The following is a 15,185-nucleotide window of genomic DNA, read 5'->3' as shown; positions in this document are numbered from 1 at the left end:
TGGGGGCCGGCGGGGGTCCCTGCGCGCCCCGGCGGGCCCCCGCGCCGGGGGCGCGCCCCCCCGGGCGCGTCCGGGCGCGCCCGCCTGCACCCGCCCCCGGGCCCCAAACCCGGGGGCCGGCCCTCCCCCCGCCCCGCGGTTCTCGTCGTGGCGCTCAGGCCGATGTCTCCAGCAGCCGCCGCAGGTCCTCGGCCATGCGCAGGGCCGCTGCCAGGTCGTCGCGGCCGAGGGCGGGGCCGTCCGCCTGGTGCCGGCGGTCGGCGAGCACCCGCAGCCCCACCGACGCCTGCCGGGCGAACAGGGCCAGCAGGTCCAGTTCGTCGAGGCTCGATCTGGACTGGGGCGCGGGGTCGAGCACCTCCAGCACTCCCAGGACCCGGTCGCCGTGGGTGAGCGGAGCGGCCATGAGCGCGTCGGGGACGTACGCGGTGGACTCGGCCAGGTCCCGGTCGAAGGCGGCGCTGCGGGTCAGGTCGTCCACGATCATGGGCTCGCCGGACAGCGCCACCCAGCCGGCGATCCCGGTCGACGCGGGGAATCGCCGCCCCACCAGCATGTCCTCACCCTGTCCCGAGACCGCCTGGAAGACGAGCTCGTGCCGCTCCTCGTCCAGCAGGAACACCGAGCTGGCGGCAGCGCCGAAGATGGCCCGTGCCACGTCGACCACGGACCGGAGCAGTTCCTGGGAGAGCGGATCGTTCTCAGCACTGTTGACGTTCACGAGGCACCTCTCATGCCGATCTGTACGTTGGCCGAGGACAGATAGAGCGCGTTCTTGAGCTGAAAGCTCGTCAGTCTGCGGTGCCTGGACAGGACCCGGGCGCACAGCCCGGTCACGTACGGGGTCGCGAAGCTGTTGCCGGTGGTGCGGATGGTCGTCCCGCCGAGCCAGGCGACCTCGACGTTCTGGCCCGGGGCGAAGAACTCCACCGGGGGCCGCGGGTTGTACAGGTGCATCTCCGGGTCCGCCTCCGCGTGACTGCCGACCGAGATCACCGAGGCGAACCTCCAGGGGAAGCTCTCCACCTGGGTGTTGTGGGCGGAGGCGACGATCACGGTGCGGCGGAAGTACGCCTCGTCCGCCAGGGCCCGCAGTTCCTCCATGAACCGGACGCGCGTGGTGGACAGACTGAGGTTGATCACGTCGAAGCCCTCGTGGATCGCGAAGCGCAGGCCCGCCAGCAGCACGTCGCCCGTTCCGCCGAAGGTCCTGCCGAGCACCTGCACGCTGTACAGCTCGCACTCGGGTGCGGTCCGCCGGATGATGCCGGCGCAGGCCGTGCCGTGACCGCAGCCGTCGGTGGCGTCCGTCTCCTCCACCCGTGTCCCGTGTTCGTCCTTCACCACGGTCCAGGCGCCGTCCACCCGGCCGATCAGGGGATGGCCGTCCTCCACCCCGGAGTCCACGACGCACACGCGGATCCCCCGGCCACGTGCGTCCCGCCAGTCCCAGGCGGGTGCGGGGCGTTCGCCGTCGGCGGTCACCCCGATGTCCTGCGGGCGCTTGCCGCGCAGGCTCCACACCAGGTCGGGGCGGCGCGTCGCCGTTCTCGCCGTGTCCATTCAGCGGCCTTTCGCAGTCGGGGGTCGGGTCAGGCGCAGGTGGAGTTCCGCCGCCCGGCGCGCGCCGGGCAGGTGCCCTTTCGCCTCGAAGCGTCGGACGGCACGGGTGGCCGCGGCGAGGGCCTGCGGACGGCGGCCCGCCCGGTGCAGGACCTCGGAACGGTCGAGCCAGGCGGTCGCCAGGACGACGGGCGAGTCCGTGCGGGCGGCCGTGTGCACGGCCCGCTCCGCGAGTAGCTGTGCCTCGTCGGTCCGTCCTCGCAGCACCGCGATCCGCGCGAGCAGGCCGTCCTGGTCGGCGGCGTCGGCACCGGCCGGGCTCGCCGTCGCGGTGGTGGGGGCCAGCCGTGCGGCGGCTTCGTCGGTGCGGCCCGCGTCCAGGAGCAGCCGGGCCGACTCGCGGGCGACGGCGCCCAGCAGTCCGTCGGCCCGCAGCGCCCGCCCGGCGGCGTCGGCCTCGTCCAGCAGGGCGAGGGCCCGTTCGGGACGGCCCGCGAGGGTCTCGACCGCGGCCTCGAACAGGGGCAGTGCCACCGCGCCTTCGGCGTAGCCGAGCCCGTCGGCGAGCCGTCGTGCCCGCGCGAGACAGGCGTGCGCCTCCTCCTGCCGTTCCTGGAGGGCGAGCAGCACCGCCAGCGGGCAGTTCAGGGTGAGCCGGACGGTGGGGCGCCGCTCGCCGTGCCGGGAGAGCAGGTCGCGGCCGCGGGCGACGGCCCGCGGTACCGGCTCGGGGCCGCGCCACAGGGAGATCCCGATGGCGCCCAGCGCCCGTGCCCGTTCCGGTTCTGCACCCGACCGCTCGGCGTGTCCGAGGCCCCGGGTCAGCAGTCCGTCGGCGGCGGTGTGCCGGCCCTGGAGCTGCCGCTCCTGCGCCAGCCGCAGGCATGCCCTGGCCTGTCCGAGTTCGTCACCGGCCCGCTCGAAGACGGCCATCGTCCGTGCGGCGACCTCCGCGGGGCTGCCGCCCGCGGACGCCGGCGACACGACGGCCAGGGCCAGCCGGGCATGGGCGGCCTCGACGTCCGGCCGGGCGACGGGGGCGCCGGCGTGCACGGACACGCCCGGCGGTTCCGCCGCGGGGGAACCGTCTCCCACCGCGTCCCGCGCCGGTGTGTCCTGGTCGTCCGTCTCTTCCCGGGCCCGGCTCGGCGCGTCGCCGTCCTGCTCCAGGACAGCTTCCAGCAGGGCCCGGCCCTCGTCGGTGTGGCCGGTGGCGAGGCGGACCTCGCCGAGCCCGCGGGCGGCTGCCGTCCACTCGGGTTCGCCCGGTCCCGCCGCCTCCAGGGCGCGGCCCAGCAGGCCGCCGGCCCAGGCGAGGTCCGAACGGGCCAGCGCCTGGGCGCCGCAGTCGAGAAGGCGGCGCACGGCGGAGCGCCGCAGTGCGTCGGTGCGGGCGTCGGCGATGCCGAGTTCGGCCCGGTAGCGGTAGGCGTTCTCCAGGTGGCCGGCCACCGCCGCGCCCGCCTCCACCGCACGGCCCTCACCTCGTGCCTCCGGTTCCGGCAGGCGTCCCGCGAGCAGGAGGGCGATCCGCTCGTGCCGCTCGGCCCGCGCCCGCTTCGCCATGGACTGGTAGGTGATCTCGTGCACCACTCCGCTGCTGAACCGGCGGCCCGGGACCGTGCCGCCGGACTGATCCGCCGCGTCGACCAGGCGGTGGCGGCCCAGCCGTTCGACGGCGGCGTCGATCCGGCCGCGCAACGACTGTTCCCCGGCCGCCGCCCCCGCGGTGTGCAGCGCTCCCCCGGGCGCGCTCTCGCTGTCGCGCGCGGCGAGGGCCACCACGTCGTCCACGGTGAACTCCCGCCCCACCACGGCCGCCAGGTCGAGGGTCGCGCGCTCCAGCCGGCCCAGCGCGCCGATCCGGGCGCCGAGCAGGGCCTGGAGGGTGGTCGGCAGCCCGCCCACGCCGTCCGGCGCGTGCTCGGCCCGGTGGCCGCCTCCGAGACCCGCTCCGAGACCCGCTCCGAGGCCTGCTCGGTCGTCGGCTTCGTGGTCTGCTCGGTCGTCGGCTTCGTGGTCGGTGAGTGCCGCGAGCAGATGTTCCAGGTGGAGCGGGTTGCCGCCGGCCGCCTCCAGCACCTGGGCCGGCACGCCGCCGCCGAACCCGGTGTCCGCGTCCCCGCCGCTCCGGTCCACCCTCGCCTCGACGAGCGCGGCGGCCACGGCGCCCGCCTCCTCGGCGGTCAGCCCGGGCAACGGCAGCGACCGGGACACCGGCCGGCCGCCGCCCCGCCCGGGACGGCGCTCGAAGAGCTCGGGACGGGCCGCGCACACGAACAGCGCGGCGGCCGAGCCGAGTTCCTCGGCCAGCGTGCCGAGCATGTCGAGCAGCAGGTCGCCGGCCCACTGACCGTCGTCGACCATCAGCACGAAGGGCCGGATCCGCGCGAGCACGGCGAGCAGATCACGGACCGCCGCACACGTGTCGTCCGCCGAGGGGCTGGGCGTGCCGTCCTCCAACAGTCCGCCCGCCAGCACCGCGAGGGCCTGCCGGACCTCGGCGTACTCGTCCGGCGGAAGGCCGCCGGACGGCTCGGCCACCTCGGGGTACTGCGGAAGCAGTTGCCGCAGCGCGTCGGCCAGCGGGGTGAGGCTGCCCTGCTCGCCGTAGGGGCGCGCGCGGCCCGAGCCGTGGGCGCAGGCCGTGACCGTCGTGCGGCGCCACTCGTGGACGAGGCGGGTCTTGCCCATCCCGGCCTCGCCGTGCAGGAACAGCAGACGCGGACCCTCGCGCCCGTCCACGGCGTCGGCCAGGGCCCGCTCCAGGGTGGCCAGTTCACGGGTCCGTCCGACGAAGGGCACGTCGAAGCGGCGCGAGAGTTCCGGATCGTCCTCGACGAGGCCCAGCAGACGGTACGCGGTCACGGGCGCGGCCTTCCCCTTCAGGCTCAGGGGGCCGACGGGTTCGGTGCGGGCCGCGGGCCCGGCCGCACGGCGCGTCTCGGGACCGATCAGCACCTCGCCCTCCGCGGCGTGCTGCTCCAGCCGTGCGGCGACGTTGACCGTCTCGCCTGCCACCAGCGCCTGGCGCGTGGAGACGTCCGTACTGGTCACGGCCGAGCCGGTGTTGACGCCGATGCGCACACCGAGCCTGATGCCCAGGGCGGGGTGCAGCTCGGTCTCGTTGAGTTCCCGTACGGCGTCCAGCATGGCGAGTGTCGCCGCCAGCGCGCGGCGGGCGTCGTCCTCGTGTGTCACGGGGACCCCGAACACCGCCATGACGGCGTCCCCGATGAACTTCTCCACCGTCCCGCCGTGTCGCTCCAGCGGCGCCCGCATCCGGTCGAAGTACCGCAGGACCACGCTCCGCAGGGTCTCGGGGTCCAGTACGCCGGACAGGGCGGTGGAGCCCACCATGTCGCAGAAGACGACGGTGACGACCTTGCGTTCCTCGACGGCCGGCGCGCCGGCGGATCCGACGGCCGTCCCGCAGAACGGGCAGAACCGCGCCTCCGGGGGCAGCGCCCCGTCGCAGGTGGCACACGGCATGGCCGGCTCCTCTCGTCCGTGACGCGCCGCCACGGAATCGGGTCAGAAGAGCGCCCCGCCGGCGATCTCGCTGTGCGCCTGTACTTCCGGCCCCGCCTCGTCGAGCCGGTGCTTGATGTCGAGGATCAGGTCCAGTTCCTCCGTGCTGAGGTCCTTCAGCACCTGGCGCTGTTCCTCAGTGAGCGCGTCGACGCCGAAGCCGTGCTCCTCCAGGACGTCGAGCGTGTCGTCGCCGGACCCCGTGGTTCCCTCGATGCGGTCGGTCATGACGGGTGTCTCCCTCCCCTGGTGCGGTGGTGTGGGCGGTGCGGCGCCCGTCCGATGCGGGTGAGCAGTGCGACGAGGCCGTCCACGGTGTGCAGGGCGCTCGTGGTGACGGCGCGCCGTAGGACGGGTGTCAGGGGCAGCGCGTCGAGCAGGGCGAAGAGCGCGTGGGTGTGGCCGTCGTCCAGCACGGCGTGCTCCCGGACCGTCCGCAGCGCGTTCCGCGGTACTCCGGCGGCGGCGATCCGCTCCGCCAGCCAGGGGGCGGGCGCGTTGGCCTCGAGTACGGCGATGTAGCCGAGCAGGGCGACGGGGTGGTGGTGCTCCACCCAGTAGTAGGCGGCGCCCGTCAGCCGGGCCACCGCCGGCGAGGGCTGCTCGGCGACCACGGCCCCCGCGTCGGCGCCCAGCGCCCGCAGGTCGGCGAGCAGCCAGTCGTCGTGGTCGCGCTCCTCCTCGATGTGCGTGCGCAGATACCGTTCCAGCGGCACGGCGACCGGGTCGTGCGGGCCGAGATCCCCGCAGCGCGCGGCGGCCCGCTCCATCAGCGGGACCGAGGCACGCACCACGCCGTGCATCACCGCCAGGTACTCGGCGTAGCGCGAGGGCAGCCCCTCGGCCCGCCACAGCCGGGCGCCGGGCGCGTTCACCGCCGACGCGGTGAGGGCGAGCCGGGCACGCAGGGCGATGCCCGCCGCTCCGATCACCACGGGCTGCTCGGGCAGGTCCACTGGCGCACCGGGTGCCGCGGGTCCCGCGGAGGTGGCAGGTGCTACGGGGCCCCCGGAGGCGGCAGGTGCCACAGGTCCCCCTGAGGTAACGGCTGCCACCGGTCCCCCTGAGGTAGCGGCCGCCACGGGTCCCGTGGAGGTGGCGGCTGCCACGGGGCCCCCGGAGGCCGCAGGCCCCACGGGTCCCGCGAAGGCGGCAGGTGCTACGGGTCCCCCGGAGACGGCGGCCGCCACAGGTCCCCCGAAGGTGGCAGGCCCCACAGGTCCCGCCGAGGTGGCCGGTGTCATGGATCTCCCCGAGGTGTCGGTGCTCATGGCGGTGTCCCCGGCAGGGCGACCAGCTCCGCGTGTGCGGACGAGCCGTGGCGTCTGACGAATTCCACCGGGCCCGCCTCCACCTGCCGGCGCGTCGCGTCCAGGTCGAGCAGGGCGCCCGCCGCCCCCGCGCCCGTCCGCCCGGCGGCGGCGAGCACCTCGGGGTGCTCGGGCAGGGCGCGGCAGCCGGCGCAGTAGCCGGGGCGCGGTCCCGTCTCCTCGCCGGCCGTGCCGAAGCGGTCCCGCAGATGGAGCGGCCCCACGGCCCTGATCATCCGCAGCACGGGCGCCGACCGCACCCGTCCGCTGACGGCGGCCCAGTCGTCCTGGGCGATGTGGCCGACCCGCAGGTGTTCCGGGGCGGGACGGCGGTCCACCACGTCCTGGTTGCAGCAGGCGAGGACGGTGCCGTCGCCCGCGACGACGGGCCATGCCGCCATGGCGCACGGCAGCACCCCGCGCGGGCCGGGCCTGGCCTGTGTCTTCGCCGCCGCCCAGGACGCCGCCCGCCCCACCGGGCGCACCGTGTTGACCAGCATGGGGACGCGGTCGCCGAAGGTCCGGCGGGCGTCGGCCGTCACGTCCTCGAGGTAGGGGTCGTCGGGACCGTTCCCGACCAGGTGCAGGCTGGAGGCGATGCCCGCGTCGAGGGCGTACCGTACGGCCGCGAAGGCGGCGGCCCGTGGGACCTCGCGTTCGTGGAAGGCGTCGACGCTCACGGAGAAGTGGTCGACGGCGGTGACGGCCCGCGCGACCGCCCGGGACGGGCGCCACAGGGCGGAGCCGGTGGCGCGGGCCGCGAAGAACGCCCCCGTGAGCAGGGCGGAGCGGGTCCCGGTGGCCCTGGCCCGGGTGGCGAGTGCGGCGACCGTGCCGGGACGCAGCAGCGGTTCGCCGCCGGTCAGCATGAGCACCGCGGGGTGGGCGTCCTGCGTGAACGAGCCGACGAACCTCTGGAGCAGGCCGGCGTCGGTCTCGGCCGAGGCCAGGGTCGAGGCGGTGGAGCAGTGCGCGCAGCGCAGCGGACACCGTCCGGTGACGGTGAGCAGCAGCCCTGCGGCGGGGACGGGGCGCAGGGACATCAACTCGGCGAGTTCCACGGCGCGTTCGACCTCCCTCGACGGTCTCCCCGGCAGTGTGGGCGGGAGCGGTTGACCACGCGGACCGAAGCGGTTGGGTTTCGGTAAATCGCCAGGTCGCACGGCGGAGCGTTCGGGCGCCCGGAGCGTGACCGGGAAGCCGCAGGCCGTGGCTCGGGGTGTCGTCAGGCCGTCGCTCGGTAGCCGTCAGGCCGTCGCCCGGGGTGCCGACGTCAGTTCCCGCACTGTCTGCTCCCGGACGAACAGCCGGACCAGCCGGGGCAGTTCGTACAGCGCGGTGTGCGCGGTGACCTCGTCCGCCGGGGCGAGGACGGCTCCGGCGTCCAGGAGGGACTCCAGTCGGCGGCGTGCCTCGTGCTGTCCCTGCGTGAGTCGTACGGCCGCCCGGGCGAGGGTGAAGGGCCCTTCCGGAAGGTCCGCCAGCAGGCGCAGCGCGGACCGGTCCGCCGGACACAGGTCCCGCCAGCCGCAGGCCAGCCAGGGGCGTACGTCCATGTCGCCGGCCACGAGCTCGTCGAGCACCACGGCGCTGTCGGCCAGTCGTCTCGCGTACTCCTCCAGCGACAGGTTGCGCCGCACGGCGAGTTTCAGCCCGCACACCCGCACGGCGAGCGGCAGCATCCCGATGGCGACGACGATGCGTTCCGCGGCCTCGCGGCCGACGTCCAGCCGGGCGGGGCCGACGATCCTGCCGAGCAGCCGCAGGCTGTCCGCGGCGTCGAACGCCGTGAGTTCGAGGCGCTCGGCGGAGGTCAGGCCGGCCAGCGGGGACCTGGCGGTGACCAGCACGGTGCTGGCTCCGCTGTCCGGGACGAGCGGCCGTACGCGGGATTCGTCGGCGCAGCCGTCCAGCACGAGCAGCACCCTGCGCCGGGCGAGCCAGGTCCGCCAGGCGGCGGCGCACCGCCCCGGGTCCTGGGCGCCCGCGGTTCCCGGGGCGCCCGGAGCATCCGTGAGTCCGGCCAGTTCGCGGAGTTCGGCCAGGACCGATTCCAGCGGGCGCGGCCGGCCCGCCGCGTCCCGCATCGCTATCAGTACGCGTCCGTCCGGGAACCGCCGGGCGAGGCGGTGGGCGGCGTGGACGGCGAGGGCGGTCTTGCCGGTCCCGACCGGCCCGCTCAGCACGATCAGCCGCCGGCCGGCGCCGGTGGTGTCCGTGGGGTCCGGAGCGTATGGGCGGGCCTGACCGTGCGGGGCGCTTCCGGCGGACGGGAGGCCGGTGCCGTGGGCCACCGCTTCCGCCGCTTCCGTACCTGCCGCGTCGGCGGGGCACGGGGCGTCCTCGTCCCCGGTCAACTGGCTTACCAAGGCTTCGAGTTGTTCTCGGCGACCGGTGAAGTCCGGCAGGTCCGGCGGAAGGAGGGTGCCCAGTCCGCGGCCCGCGGCGGGCTCCGGTCCGTTGGCGGTCTGCGCGAGCGGGCCGCCTCGGGACCGGCCCCGGCCGCCGGAGAGCATGGAGCGGTACAGCGCCTCGAGTGCCGGGCTCGGCTGCAGCCCGTACTCGGCGGCGAGGAGTTGGCGCACCGACTCGTGGACGGCGAGGGCCTCGGACTGTCTGCCCTGGCTGAAGAGGGCGTTCATCTGCGCGGCCCGCAGCCGTTCCCGTTCCGGGTGTTTCTCGGCCAGCTCGCCGATCGTCTCGGCGACCTCATGGGGTCGGCCCAGTCGCAGTTCGGCCTCCGCCCAGTCCTCGTACGCCTGGAGGTGACGGGCGTCGAGGAGCTGCGCCTCGGCCCGTAACGCGGGTGAGCGGTGCAGTTCGTGCAGGGCCGGTCCGCGCCGCAGGGCGAGCGCCTCCCGCAGCATCCGGGAGGCGGGAGCGTCGGCGCCCTGGCGCGCGGACTCCCGCGCGGCACGGACCAGCCGCTGGAAGCGCAGGCTGTCCAACTCCTCCTCTCCGACACGGAGTTGATAGCCCCCCGGCTGGTGGACCAGCCGGTCGCCGGCTCCCACCGAGTCCAGGAGTCTGCGCAGCGCGGAGACGTACACCTGGATGTTCTTGCGTGCGGTGCGCGGCGGTTCGCCGTCCCACAGGGTCTCGGTGAGCAGGTCGAGCGACACCGGAGTACGGGTGCGGCAGAGCAACATGGCCAGCAGCAGGCGCTGTTTGAGCGGTCCGAGCGGCAGAGCGATCATGCCGGTCGTCTCCGGAGCCGCCGCGGAGAGCGGGCCGAGGACGGAGAACCGTAAGCCGGTGCACGGGGGTTCGGCCATGTCCGGTCCACCCTTCAGATGCAGTCATGAGCTGAGATGAATGACCGGAGTCGATTGACGTATATCAGACCATCGCGAACGCTGAGAACATCCACTATCGGCCACGCTGCGTACCGAAGCGGTACCTCTCGGCGTCTCCCCGTCCGAAGGGGTGTCAGCTAAGATGAACGGAAACGCGAACTGCCCGACTGCTGTGACCCCGACGGGACGGAGGGCACGTGATGGGCGACACCGAGGCCCGGGCGGCATCGCCCGGCGCGTCGTCGTCCGACGCGACACTGGCGGACCGGATCGACGCGCTGTTCCGGGTCGTGCGCCGACCCGACCGCGAGCAGTACAGCCACGAGGAGGTCGCCCGCGCCTGTCGCGAGGCGACGGGCGAGAGCTTCTCCGCCACCTATCTCTGGCAGTTGCGGACCGGACGCCGCGGCAATCCCACCAAGCGTCATCTGGAAGCCCTGGCACAGTTCTTCGACGTGCCCGTCGTCTACTTCTTCGACGACGAGCAGGGCGCCGCCATCGCGCGGGAACTGGAGCTGCTCGGCGCCCTGCGCGACGCCGAGGTGCGCAGCGTCGCGCTGCGCGCCGTCAATCTCTCGCCCGAGGGCGTCGGCACGATCAGCGACATGATCGACGTCATCGCCCGCCGCGAGAACGCCGCGGGCTTCGGAGACCCGTAACCGCTCCCCCGCTCGTGCTCGGCCCTGCTCACGGATCCCGGAGTGTGAGGAGTCGGCAGTTGCGTACCGACCGGCGAAGGCGGCAGTGGCGGCGATGTCGGAAGATCGTCGACGGGCTCGTCCTGCCCACCCCTTTCGACGTCACCGAGTTCATCAGCGCGCTCGCGCACGCCCGCGGCAGGCCGATCGAGCTGATCCCGGTCTCCTCGCGGCCGGCCACCCCGTGCGGGCTCGTGGTGACCACCGACCGCGCCGACTACATCGTGTACGCCACCGACACCACGCCGCTGCACCAGCAGCACATCCTGCTGCACGAGGCCGCCCACGTGATCTGCGGTCACTACGAGACCGCCCCCGCCGCGGCCGCCGCCGCGCACGTCCTGATGCCCAACCTGCCGCTCGCCCTGGTGCAGCGGGTCCTCGGACGCAGCGTGTACACCGAACCGCAGGAGCAGGAGGCGGAGTTGGTCGCCTCGCTCATCCTCACCCGCGCCGCGCACCTCGCGCGCACCGGTCCGGCCGAACCGGAGGGCTCCAGGCTGCGCACTCTGTTCGGGCGGCCGCACGGCCGCGGCGCCGGGGCCGAGGACGGGGACGGGGACGGCGGCCATGGCTGACCTCGGCACCCTCCTCGCCTCCGGTCTCTTCCTCGCCTTCGCCGCGCACCGCGCGCTGACGGTCTGGCGCGGGGCCGACCGTGCGCAGCGGTACATCGCGGGCTTCGCCGCCTGCCTGGGCACGGCCATGCTGTTCCGCGCCCCGGTGGTGGTGTCCGCGCTGCACCGCATGCCGCCCCTGGACACGGCCGTCATGCTCCTCACCCACGAACTGAAGACCGTGGCGCACGCGCTGCTCCTCCTCGTCGCCCTGTCGCTGCGACCCACCCGCGCCGACCGCAGCCCGGTACGACGGCAGGTCCTGCTCGCCCTGGCGGTCCTGGCCGCCGGGGCCACGCTCCTGCTCGCCGCGGGCGTCAGAGTCGAGAACGGCCTCGCCACCGCGCCGGTCGAGCGGCGTCTGTTCCTCGCGGCGTACAACGTGCTGTTCGCGAGCTACGGCTCGTGGTGCCTGCTCGTCCTGGTCCGTGAACTCCTGGGCCAGGCACGCCAGGTGGCGGCGGGCCCGCTGCGCACCGGCCTGCGGCTGATGACGCTGGCCGCGCTGACCGGCACCGTCTGGACCCTGTGGGTGCTGACCTACATCCCCACCAACCTGGCCCGGGGGTACCAACTCCCCAGCGAGGACACGGTGTGCAGTGTGCTCGGGGTCGTCACCGCCGCGCTGGCCACCGGCGGAGCCACCGCGACCTGGTGGGCCGCCCTGCCCGAAGGCCCCCTGGGCGCACCGGGGCGCTGGCTGTTCGCGTACCGCACCCACCGGGCCCTGGAGCCGCTGTGGTCGGCGCTGCGCACCGAACTCCCGCAGATCGCCCTCGATCCGGCCGCCGACCGGCGGCCGCCGCTGCGGCGCGCCGAGTTCGCTCTCTACCGGCGCGTCATCGAGATCCACGACGGCCATCTCGCGCTGCGCCCCTACATTCCTCCCGCCGTCCCCGAGTGGGCCGCGGGGGCGACCGACCGCTACGCGGACCGCCGCGCGGTCCTGGCGGCGGCCTCGATCGCCGCGGCCCTGGAGACCAGACGCGCCGGGCACCGCCCGCCCGACGCGCGTCCGCCCGGCCCCGGGCCGTTCCCCATGGCGGGCACGCTGGCCGCCGAGGCCGCCTGGCTCCTCCAGGTCACCGCGGCCTTCACCACGTCCCCCACGGTCGCCACCGTACGCACCCGGGCCCGCTCGGCCTGCGGACCCGACCGGGAGTCCGCCTGACGGTCGAGGGGGCTCCGCGCGAGGAGACCGCCGACGGTGTCCAAGGCGCCGGGGCGGAGGGCCGTACCGGCGGGACAGGCGTAGACGGCCGGGCCGGGCGGTCCCGCGCGTCGAGCAGGGCGGCCCCGGTCACCCGGAGGCCGGGGCGCCGTCGGCCGCGTCGGTGGTGCGCAGCAGGCGTAGGAACGCCTTCACGCCCGCGATGATGTCCTGGTTGTCGGTGAGGCGGTTCACCGTGGACTCGAACTCCCGGCCCAGCGCGGCGATCTTGCGGTCCGCCTTCTCGGCCTGCTCGTACGTGCTCATGGTCAGCGCGTCCACCGTGCGGCGCAGTTCGGCGAGGGCCTTGTACTGTTCCTCCGCCTTCTCCTCCAGGGCGCGCATGCCGGCCTCGGCGCGGTCCACCCGGGCCCGTACCTCGACGACGTCGTCCCGCGGGTACGTGACGTCCTTCAGAAGGGTGCCCAGACGCCGCCGGAGCTGGCCGAAGTACGCGCCGGCCGGCCGGAAGAAGGTGCTGAGCAGGAAGAACCCCGCGAACCAATAGCCCGTGAACTCGCCCGTCGCCCAGGTCACGCAGAGGACGACCGCCGCCGTCAGGACATGACCGGCGACCGCCGTCCGGAGCATCGCGCGGGCGATCCGCGCGGCCTCGGCGTCCCGCGCCGGGGGGACCTCGATGCCCTTCCCGCGGCTCACCGCGATCTCGGCGAGCACCGTGTGCGCGCGGAAGTACAGGTTCCAGGGCAGCGTGAGAAGGAGCATCAGCCACAGCAGGCTCAGCACGCCCGCACCGACGGCGAACACCACCGTGGGCGGCGCGCCGGCCATGTGGACGAAGACCAATGCCGCGGCCGCCGCGACGACGGCCGCCACCACCCCCAGGAACCTGCCCATGCCCCGCCTCCTGTTCGTACGTTCCCCGTTCCGCACAGCCCATCGTCCCCGTCCCCGTGCGGGTCGGCATGAGTAGGCGTACTCAGTGACCTGGTCACGAAGGCGCCCGCAGCCGGCCACCCCTGTCATGCCGTCACCGCTCGCGGCCGGACCAAGACGGCCGTGCACCGCCCGCAGGACGGGGGAACCGGTTGCCTGGGCTTCGCTCCCCGGCCGGGAATCGCCCCTGTGCGTGCGGCTGAGGGAGATTGCCCGGACAGTAAGCGCTATCTATGCTGGCGGGCGTGGATCAAGAAGGCACCGTCGAGGACTCCTATTTCGACTACTGTCCCTGGGACTTCGTGCACAGGGCCTCTTCCGCGCAGCGAGCGGCTCAGGTCGCCCACCAGGAGACGCTGACCGAGGCCGGGGCGAGTCTCGGGCCGCGATGCTATGTCTCCTCGGCTGCCGCCGTGTTCGCGGACGTGCTGCGTCTGGGCGCCGATTCCTACATCGCGGGGTACGCCTATGTCACCGGTGAGGTGCGGGCCGGGCGTGACTGCTCCGTCAACCCGTACGCGACGGTTCGGGGGCGCGTGACGCTCGGGGACGGGGTGCGGATCGGCGCGCACGCTTCCCTGCTCGGCTTCAACCACGGTTTCGCGCCGGACCGGCCCGTGCACCGGCAGCCCCTGACGAGCAAGGGTGTCGTCATCGGGGACGACGTGTGGATCGGCTCGAACGTCGTCGTCCTGGACGGCGTGACGATCGGCGACCACTGCGTGGTGGGAGCGGGGGCGGTCGTCACCAAGGACCTCGCGCCGTGGACGATCGCGGCCGGCAACCCGGCCCGCCCGCTGCGCGATCGTCGCGGGCGCGGCGGATCGGGTGCCGTCACTCCGGAGGCCGGGCTGGGCGATGCCATGGCCGGGTTCGCCGAGCGGGCCCGGGCCCAGACCACCGGGATCCTCGCTCGTTGCTGGAACGACGACACCGGCCGCTACAGCGATCGGCCGGGCGTCTCGGCGACGGTACGCGCGCACTGCGACGCCGTGGAGATCGCCGATCTGCTGCTGGGCGCGGCCCCCGGGCAGCTGGCCGCGGCCGAGCATGCCGAGCGGCTGCGGGTGCTGCAGGATCCGGTGAGCGGGCTGGTGCCCGAGCTGGCTCCTGGAGGCGGACCCGGCGTGCTTCCCGAGCCCGCCCCCGACGGGTGGATCGAGGACGGCGCCGCCGAGTACCACGTGCTGTCGGTGGGCTATGCGCTGGAGTTGCTGGGCTCCCGGTTCGCCCACCCGGTGCACGTGGTGGATCGGATGACGGCCGGCCGACTGGTGGCACGGCTGGAGGCGTTGCCCTGGCGGACCCGGGCCTGGTCGGCGGGTGCGTGGGTGGACTGCTGGGCGACCGGCGCGTATCGACATCGCGAGTCGCGGGGTGCGACCGACGACCAACGGGGCGCGCTGGAGGCGCTGTTCGGCTGGCTGGGGACACGGGTGGATCCGTGGACGGGCATGTGGGGCGCGGCGCCTTCGCCGGCCGACGGCCGGCTCCAACTGGTCAACGGCTACTACCGGCTGACCCGTGGCTCGTTCGCCCAGTTCGGGATTCCTGTGCCGTATGCGGAGCGGGTGGTGGACACCGTGCTGGCCCATGCGCGCGATCCGCGCTGGTTCGCGGCGGGCCGTCAGAACGCGTGCAACGTCCTGGACGTGGCCCATCCGCTGTGGCTCGCCGGACGCCAGACCCGTCATCGGGAGGACGAGGTCCGGGCGTGGGCGAAGGAGCAGTTGGGGCCGGCGCTGGCTCTCTGGCGTGACGGGGCGGGTTTCGGCTTCGGTCCCGCGGGCGAGGGCGGCTCGGGTCCCGGCCGGGAGCCGGGGCTGCAGGGCACCGAGATGTGGCTGGCCATCATCTGGCTGCTGGCCGACCTGGTGGGAGTGGCGGATCGGCTGGGATACCGGCCGCGGGGTGTGCACCGCCCCGAGCCCGTCCGCTCCCCCATGTTCACGATGCCCCACCACGGCCGGTCGTGAGGGTCCGTCCCCTTCGCACGCTGCACGCAAGGTCCGAGAGCCTGCCCCGTCCCGGGCACCCGGGACGGACCCGCGCCGGACCCACGC

Annotated in this window: 12 protein-coding genes; 4 read left to right on the top strand and 8 right to left on the bottom strand. The window is 74.5% G+C overall.

Features of this window, described 5'->3' with window-relative positions; translation table 11 throughout:
- Window positions 1–154: 154 nt before the first annotated feature.
- The 7 genes from ABT070_RS28595 to ABT070_RS28565 form a co-directional block, all read right to left on the bottom strand.
- Window positions 155–721: a GAF domain-containing protein gene (locus ABT070_RS28595; RefSeq protein WP_351764753.1), complete on the bottom strand. Its 567-nt coding sequence runs from the start codon at window positions 719–721 to the stop codon at window positions 155–157.
- Window positions 718–1,563 (bottom strand): S8 family peptidase, encoded by an 846-nt coding sequence (locus tag ABT070_RS28590; RefSeq protein ID WP_351764752.1) that lies wholly within the window; start codon window positions 1,561–1,563, stop codon window positions 718–720. Before ABT070_RS28590 ends, ABT070_RS28595 begins: the two co-directional genes overlap by 4 nt.
- Window positions 1,564–5,055, bottom strand: coding sequence for an adenylate/guanylate cyclase domain-containing protein (locus tag ABT070_RS28585; protein ID WP_351764751.1), 3,492 nt, complete (start codon window positions 5,053–5,055; stop codon window positions 1,564–1,566).
- 42 nt (window positions 5,056–5,097) lie between these two features.
- On the bottom strand, window positions 5,098–5,322 hold the full coding sequence (locus ABT070_RS28580) for an aroma-sacti cluster domain-containing protein (RefSeq protein ID WP_351764750.1): 225 nt from the start codon (window positions 5,320–5,322) through the stop codon (window positions 5,098–5,100).
- Window positions 5,319–6,050: an iron-containing redox enzyme family protein gene (locus ABT070_RS28575; protein ID WP_351764749.1), complete on the bottom strand. Its 732-nt coding sequence runs from the start codon at window positions 6,048–6,050 to the stop codon at window positions 5,319–5,321. The genes ABT070_RS28580 and ABT070_RS28575 overlap by 4 nt, the downstream gene beginning before the upstream one ends.
- Before the next feature lie 311 nt (window positions 6,051–6,361).
- Window positions 6,362–7,465: a radical SAM protein gene (locus ABT070_RS28570; protein WP_351764748.1), complete on the bottom strand. Its 1,104-nt coding sequence runs from the start codon at window positions 7,463–7,465 to the stop codon at window positions 6,362–6,364.
- A gap of 186 nt (window positions 7,466–7,651) precedes the next feature.
- Complete coding sequence (locus tag ABT070_RS28565; RefSeq protein ID WP_351764747.1) at window positions 7,652–9,679, bottom strand: AfsR/SARP family transcriptional regulator; 2,028 nt, start codon at window positions 9,677–9,679, stop codon at window positions 7,652–7,654.
- 221 nt (window positions 9,680–9,900) lie between these two features.
- Here ABT070_RS28565 and ABT070_RS28560 point away from each other — a divergent pair, with 221 nt between their 5' ends.
- Genes ABT070_RS28560 through ABT070_RS28550 form a run of 3 tightly spaced genes read left to right on the top strand, consistent with a single transcriptional unit; the run spans window position 9,901 to window position 12,186 of the window.
- Window positions 9,901–10,359, top strand: a complete 459-nt coding sequence (locus ABT070_RS28560; protein WP_351764746.1) for a helix-turn-helix domain-containing protein — start codon at window positions 9,901–9,903, stop codon at window positions 10,357–10,359.
- A 59-nt stretch (window positions 10,360–10,418) separates the two neighbouring features.
- Window positions 10,419–10,976 (top strand): ParH-like protein, encoded by a 558-nt coding sequence (locus ABT070_RS28555; protein WP_351764745.1) that lies wholly within the window; start codon window positions 10,419–10,421, stop codon window positions 10,974–10,976.
- Window positions 10,969–12,186: an MAB_1171c family putative transporter gene (locus ABT070_RS28550; protein ID WP_351764744.1), complete on the top strand. Its 1,218-nt coding sequence runs from the start codon at window positions 10,969–10,971 to the stop codon at window positions 12,184–12,186. The genes ABT070_RS28555 and ABT070_RS28550 overlap by 8 nt, the downstream gene beginning before the upstream one ends.
- A gap of 129 nt (window positions 12,187–12,315) precedes the next feature.
- Here ABT070_RS28550 and ABT070_RS28545 read toward each other — a convergent pair whose 3' ends face one another.
- Window positions 12,316–13,083, bottom strand: a complete 768-nt coding sequence (locus ABT070_RS28545; protein ID WP_351764743.1) for a hypothetical protein — start codon at window positions 13,081–13,083, stop codon at window positions 12,316–12,318.
- 272 nt (window positions 13,084–13,355) lie between these two features.
- Between ABT070_RS28545 and ABT070_RS28540 the strand changes: the two genes are divergently transcribed.
- The gene (locus tag ABT070_RS28540; RefSeq protein WP_351764742.1) at window positions 13,356–15,098 is read left to right on the top strand and encodes an acyltransferase; all 1,743 of its coding nucleotides are present in this window, start codon (window positions 13,356–13,358) and stop codon (window positions 15,096–15,098) included.
- Window positions 15,099–15,185: the final 87 nt, after the last annotated feature.

The organism is Streptomyces sp. NPDC002884, assembly GCF_040295245.1.
Lineage (GTDB): Bacteria > Actinomycetota > Actinomycetes > Streptomycetales > Streptomycetaceae > Streptomyces.
Note: the sequence above shows the minus strand (reverse complement) of the source record. Positions and strands in the feature narration are given on the sequence as shown.

Coding starts and splice junctions, on each gene's coding strand:
- ABT070_RS28540 (WP_351764742.1), top strand. CDS start 13,356: ATGCTGGCGGGCGTGGATCAAGAAGGCACCGTCGAGGACTCCTATTTC.
- ABT070_RS28545 (WP_351764743.1), bottom strand. CDS start 13,083: ATGGGCAGGTTCCTGGGGGTGGTGGCGGCCGTCGTCGCGGCGGCCGCG.
- ABT070_RS28580 (WP_351764750.1), bottom strand. CDS start 5,322: ATGACCGACCGCATCGAGGGAACCACGGGGTCCGGCGACGACACGCTC.
- ABT070_RS28565 (WP_351764747.1), bottom strand. CDS start 9,679: ATGGCCGAACCCCCGTGCACCGGCTTACGGTTCTCCGTCCTCGGCCCG.
- ABT070_RS28550 (WP_351764744.1), top strand. CDS start 10,969: ATGGCTGACCTCGGCACCCTCCTCGCCTCCGGTCTCTTCCTCGCCTTC.
- ABT070_RS28560 (WP_351764746.1), top strand. CDS start 9,901: ATGGGCGACACCGAGGCCCGGGCGGCATCGCCCGGCGCGTCGTCGTCC.
- ABT070_RS28585 (WP_351764751.1), bottom strand. CDS start 5,055: ATGCCGTGTGCCACCTGCGACGGGGCGCTGCCCCCGGAGGCGCGGTTC.
- ABT070_RS28590 (WP_351764752.1), bottom strand. CDS start 1,563: ATGGACACGGCGAGAACGGCGACGCGCCGCCCCGACCTGGTGTGGAGC.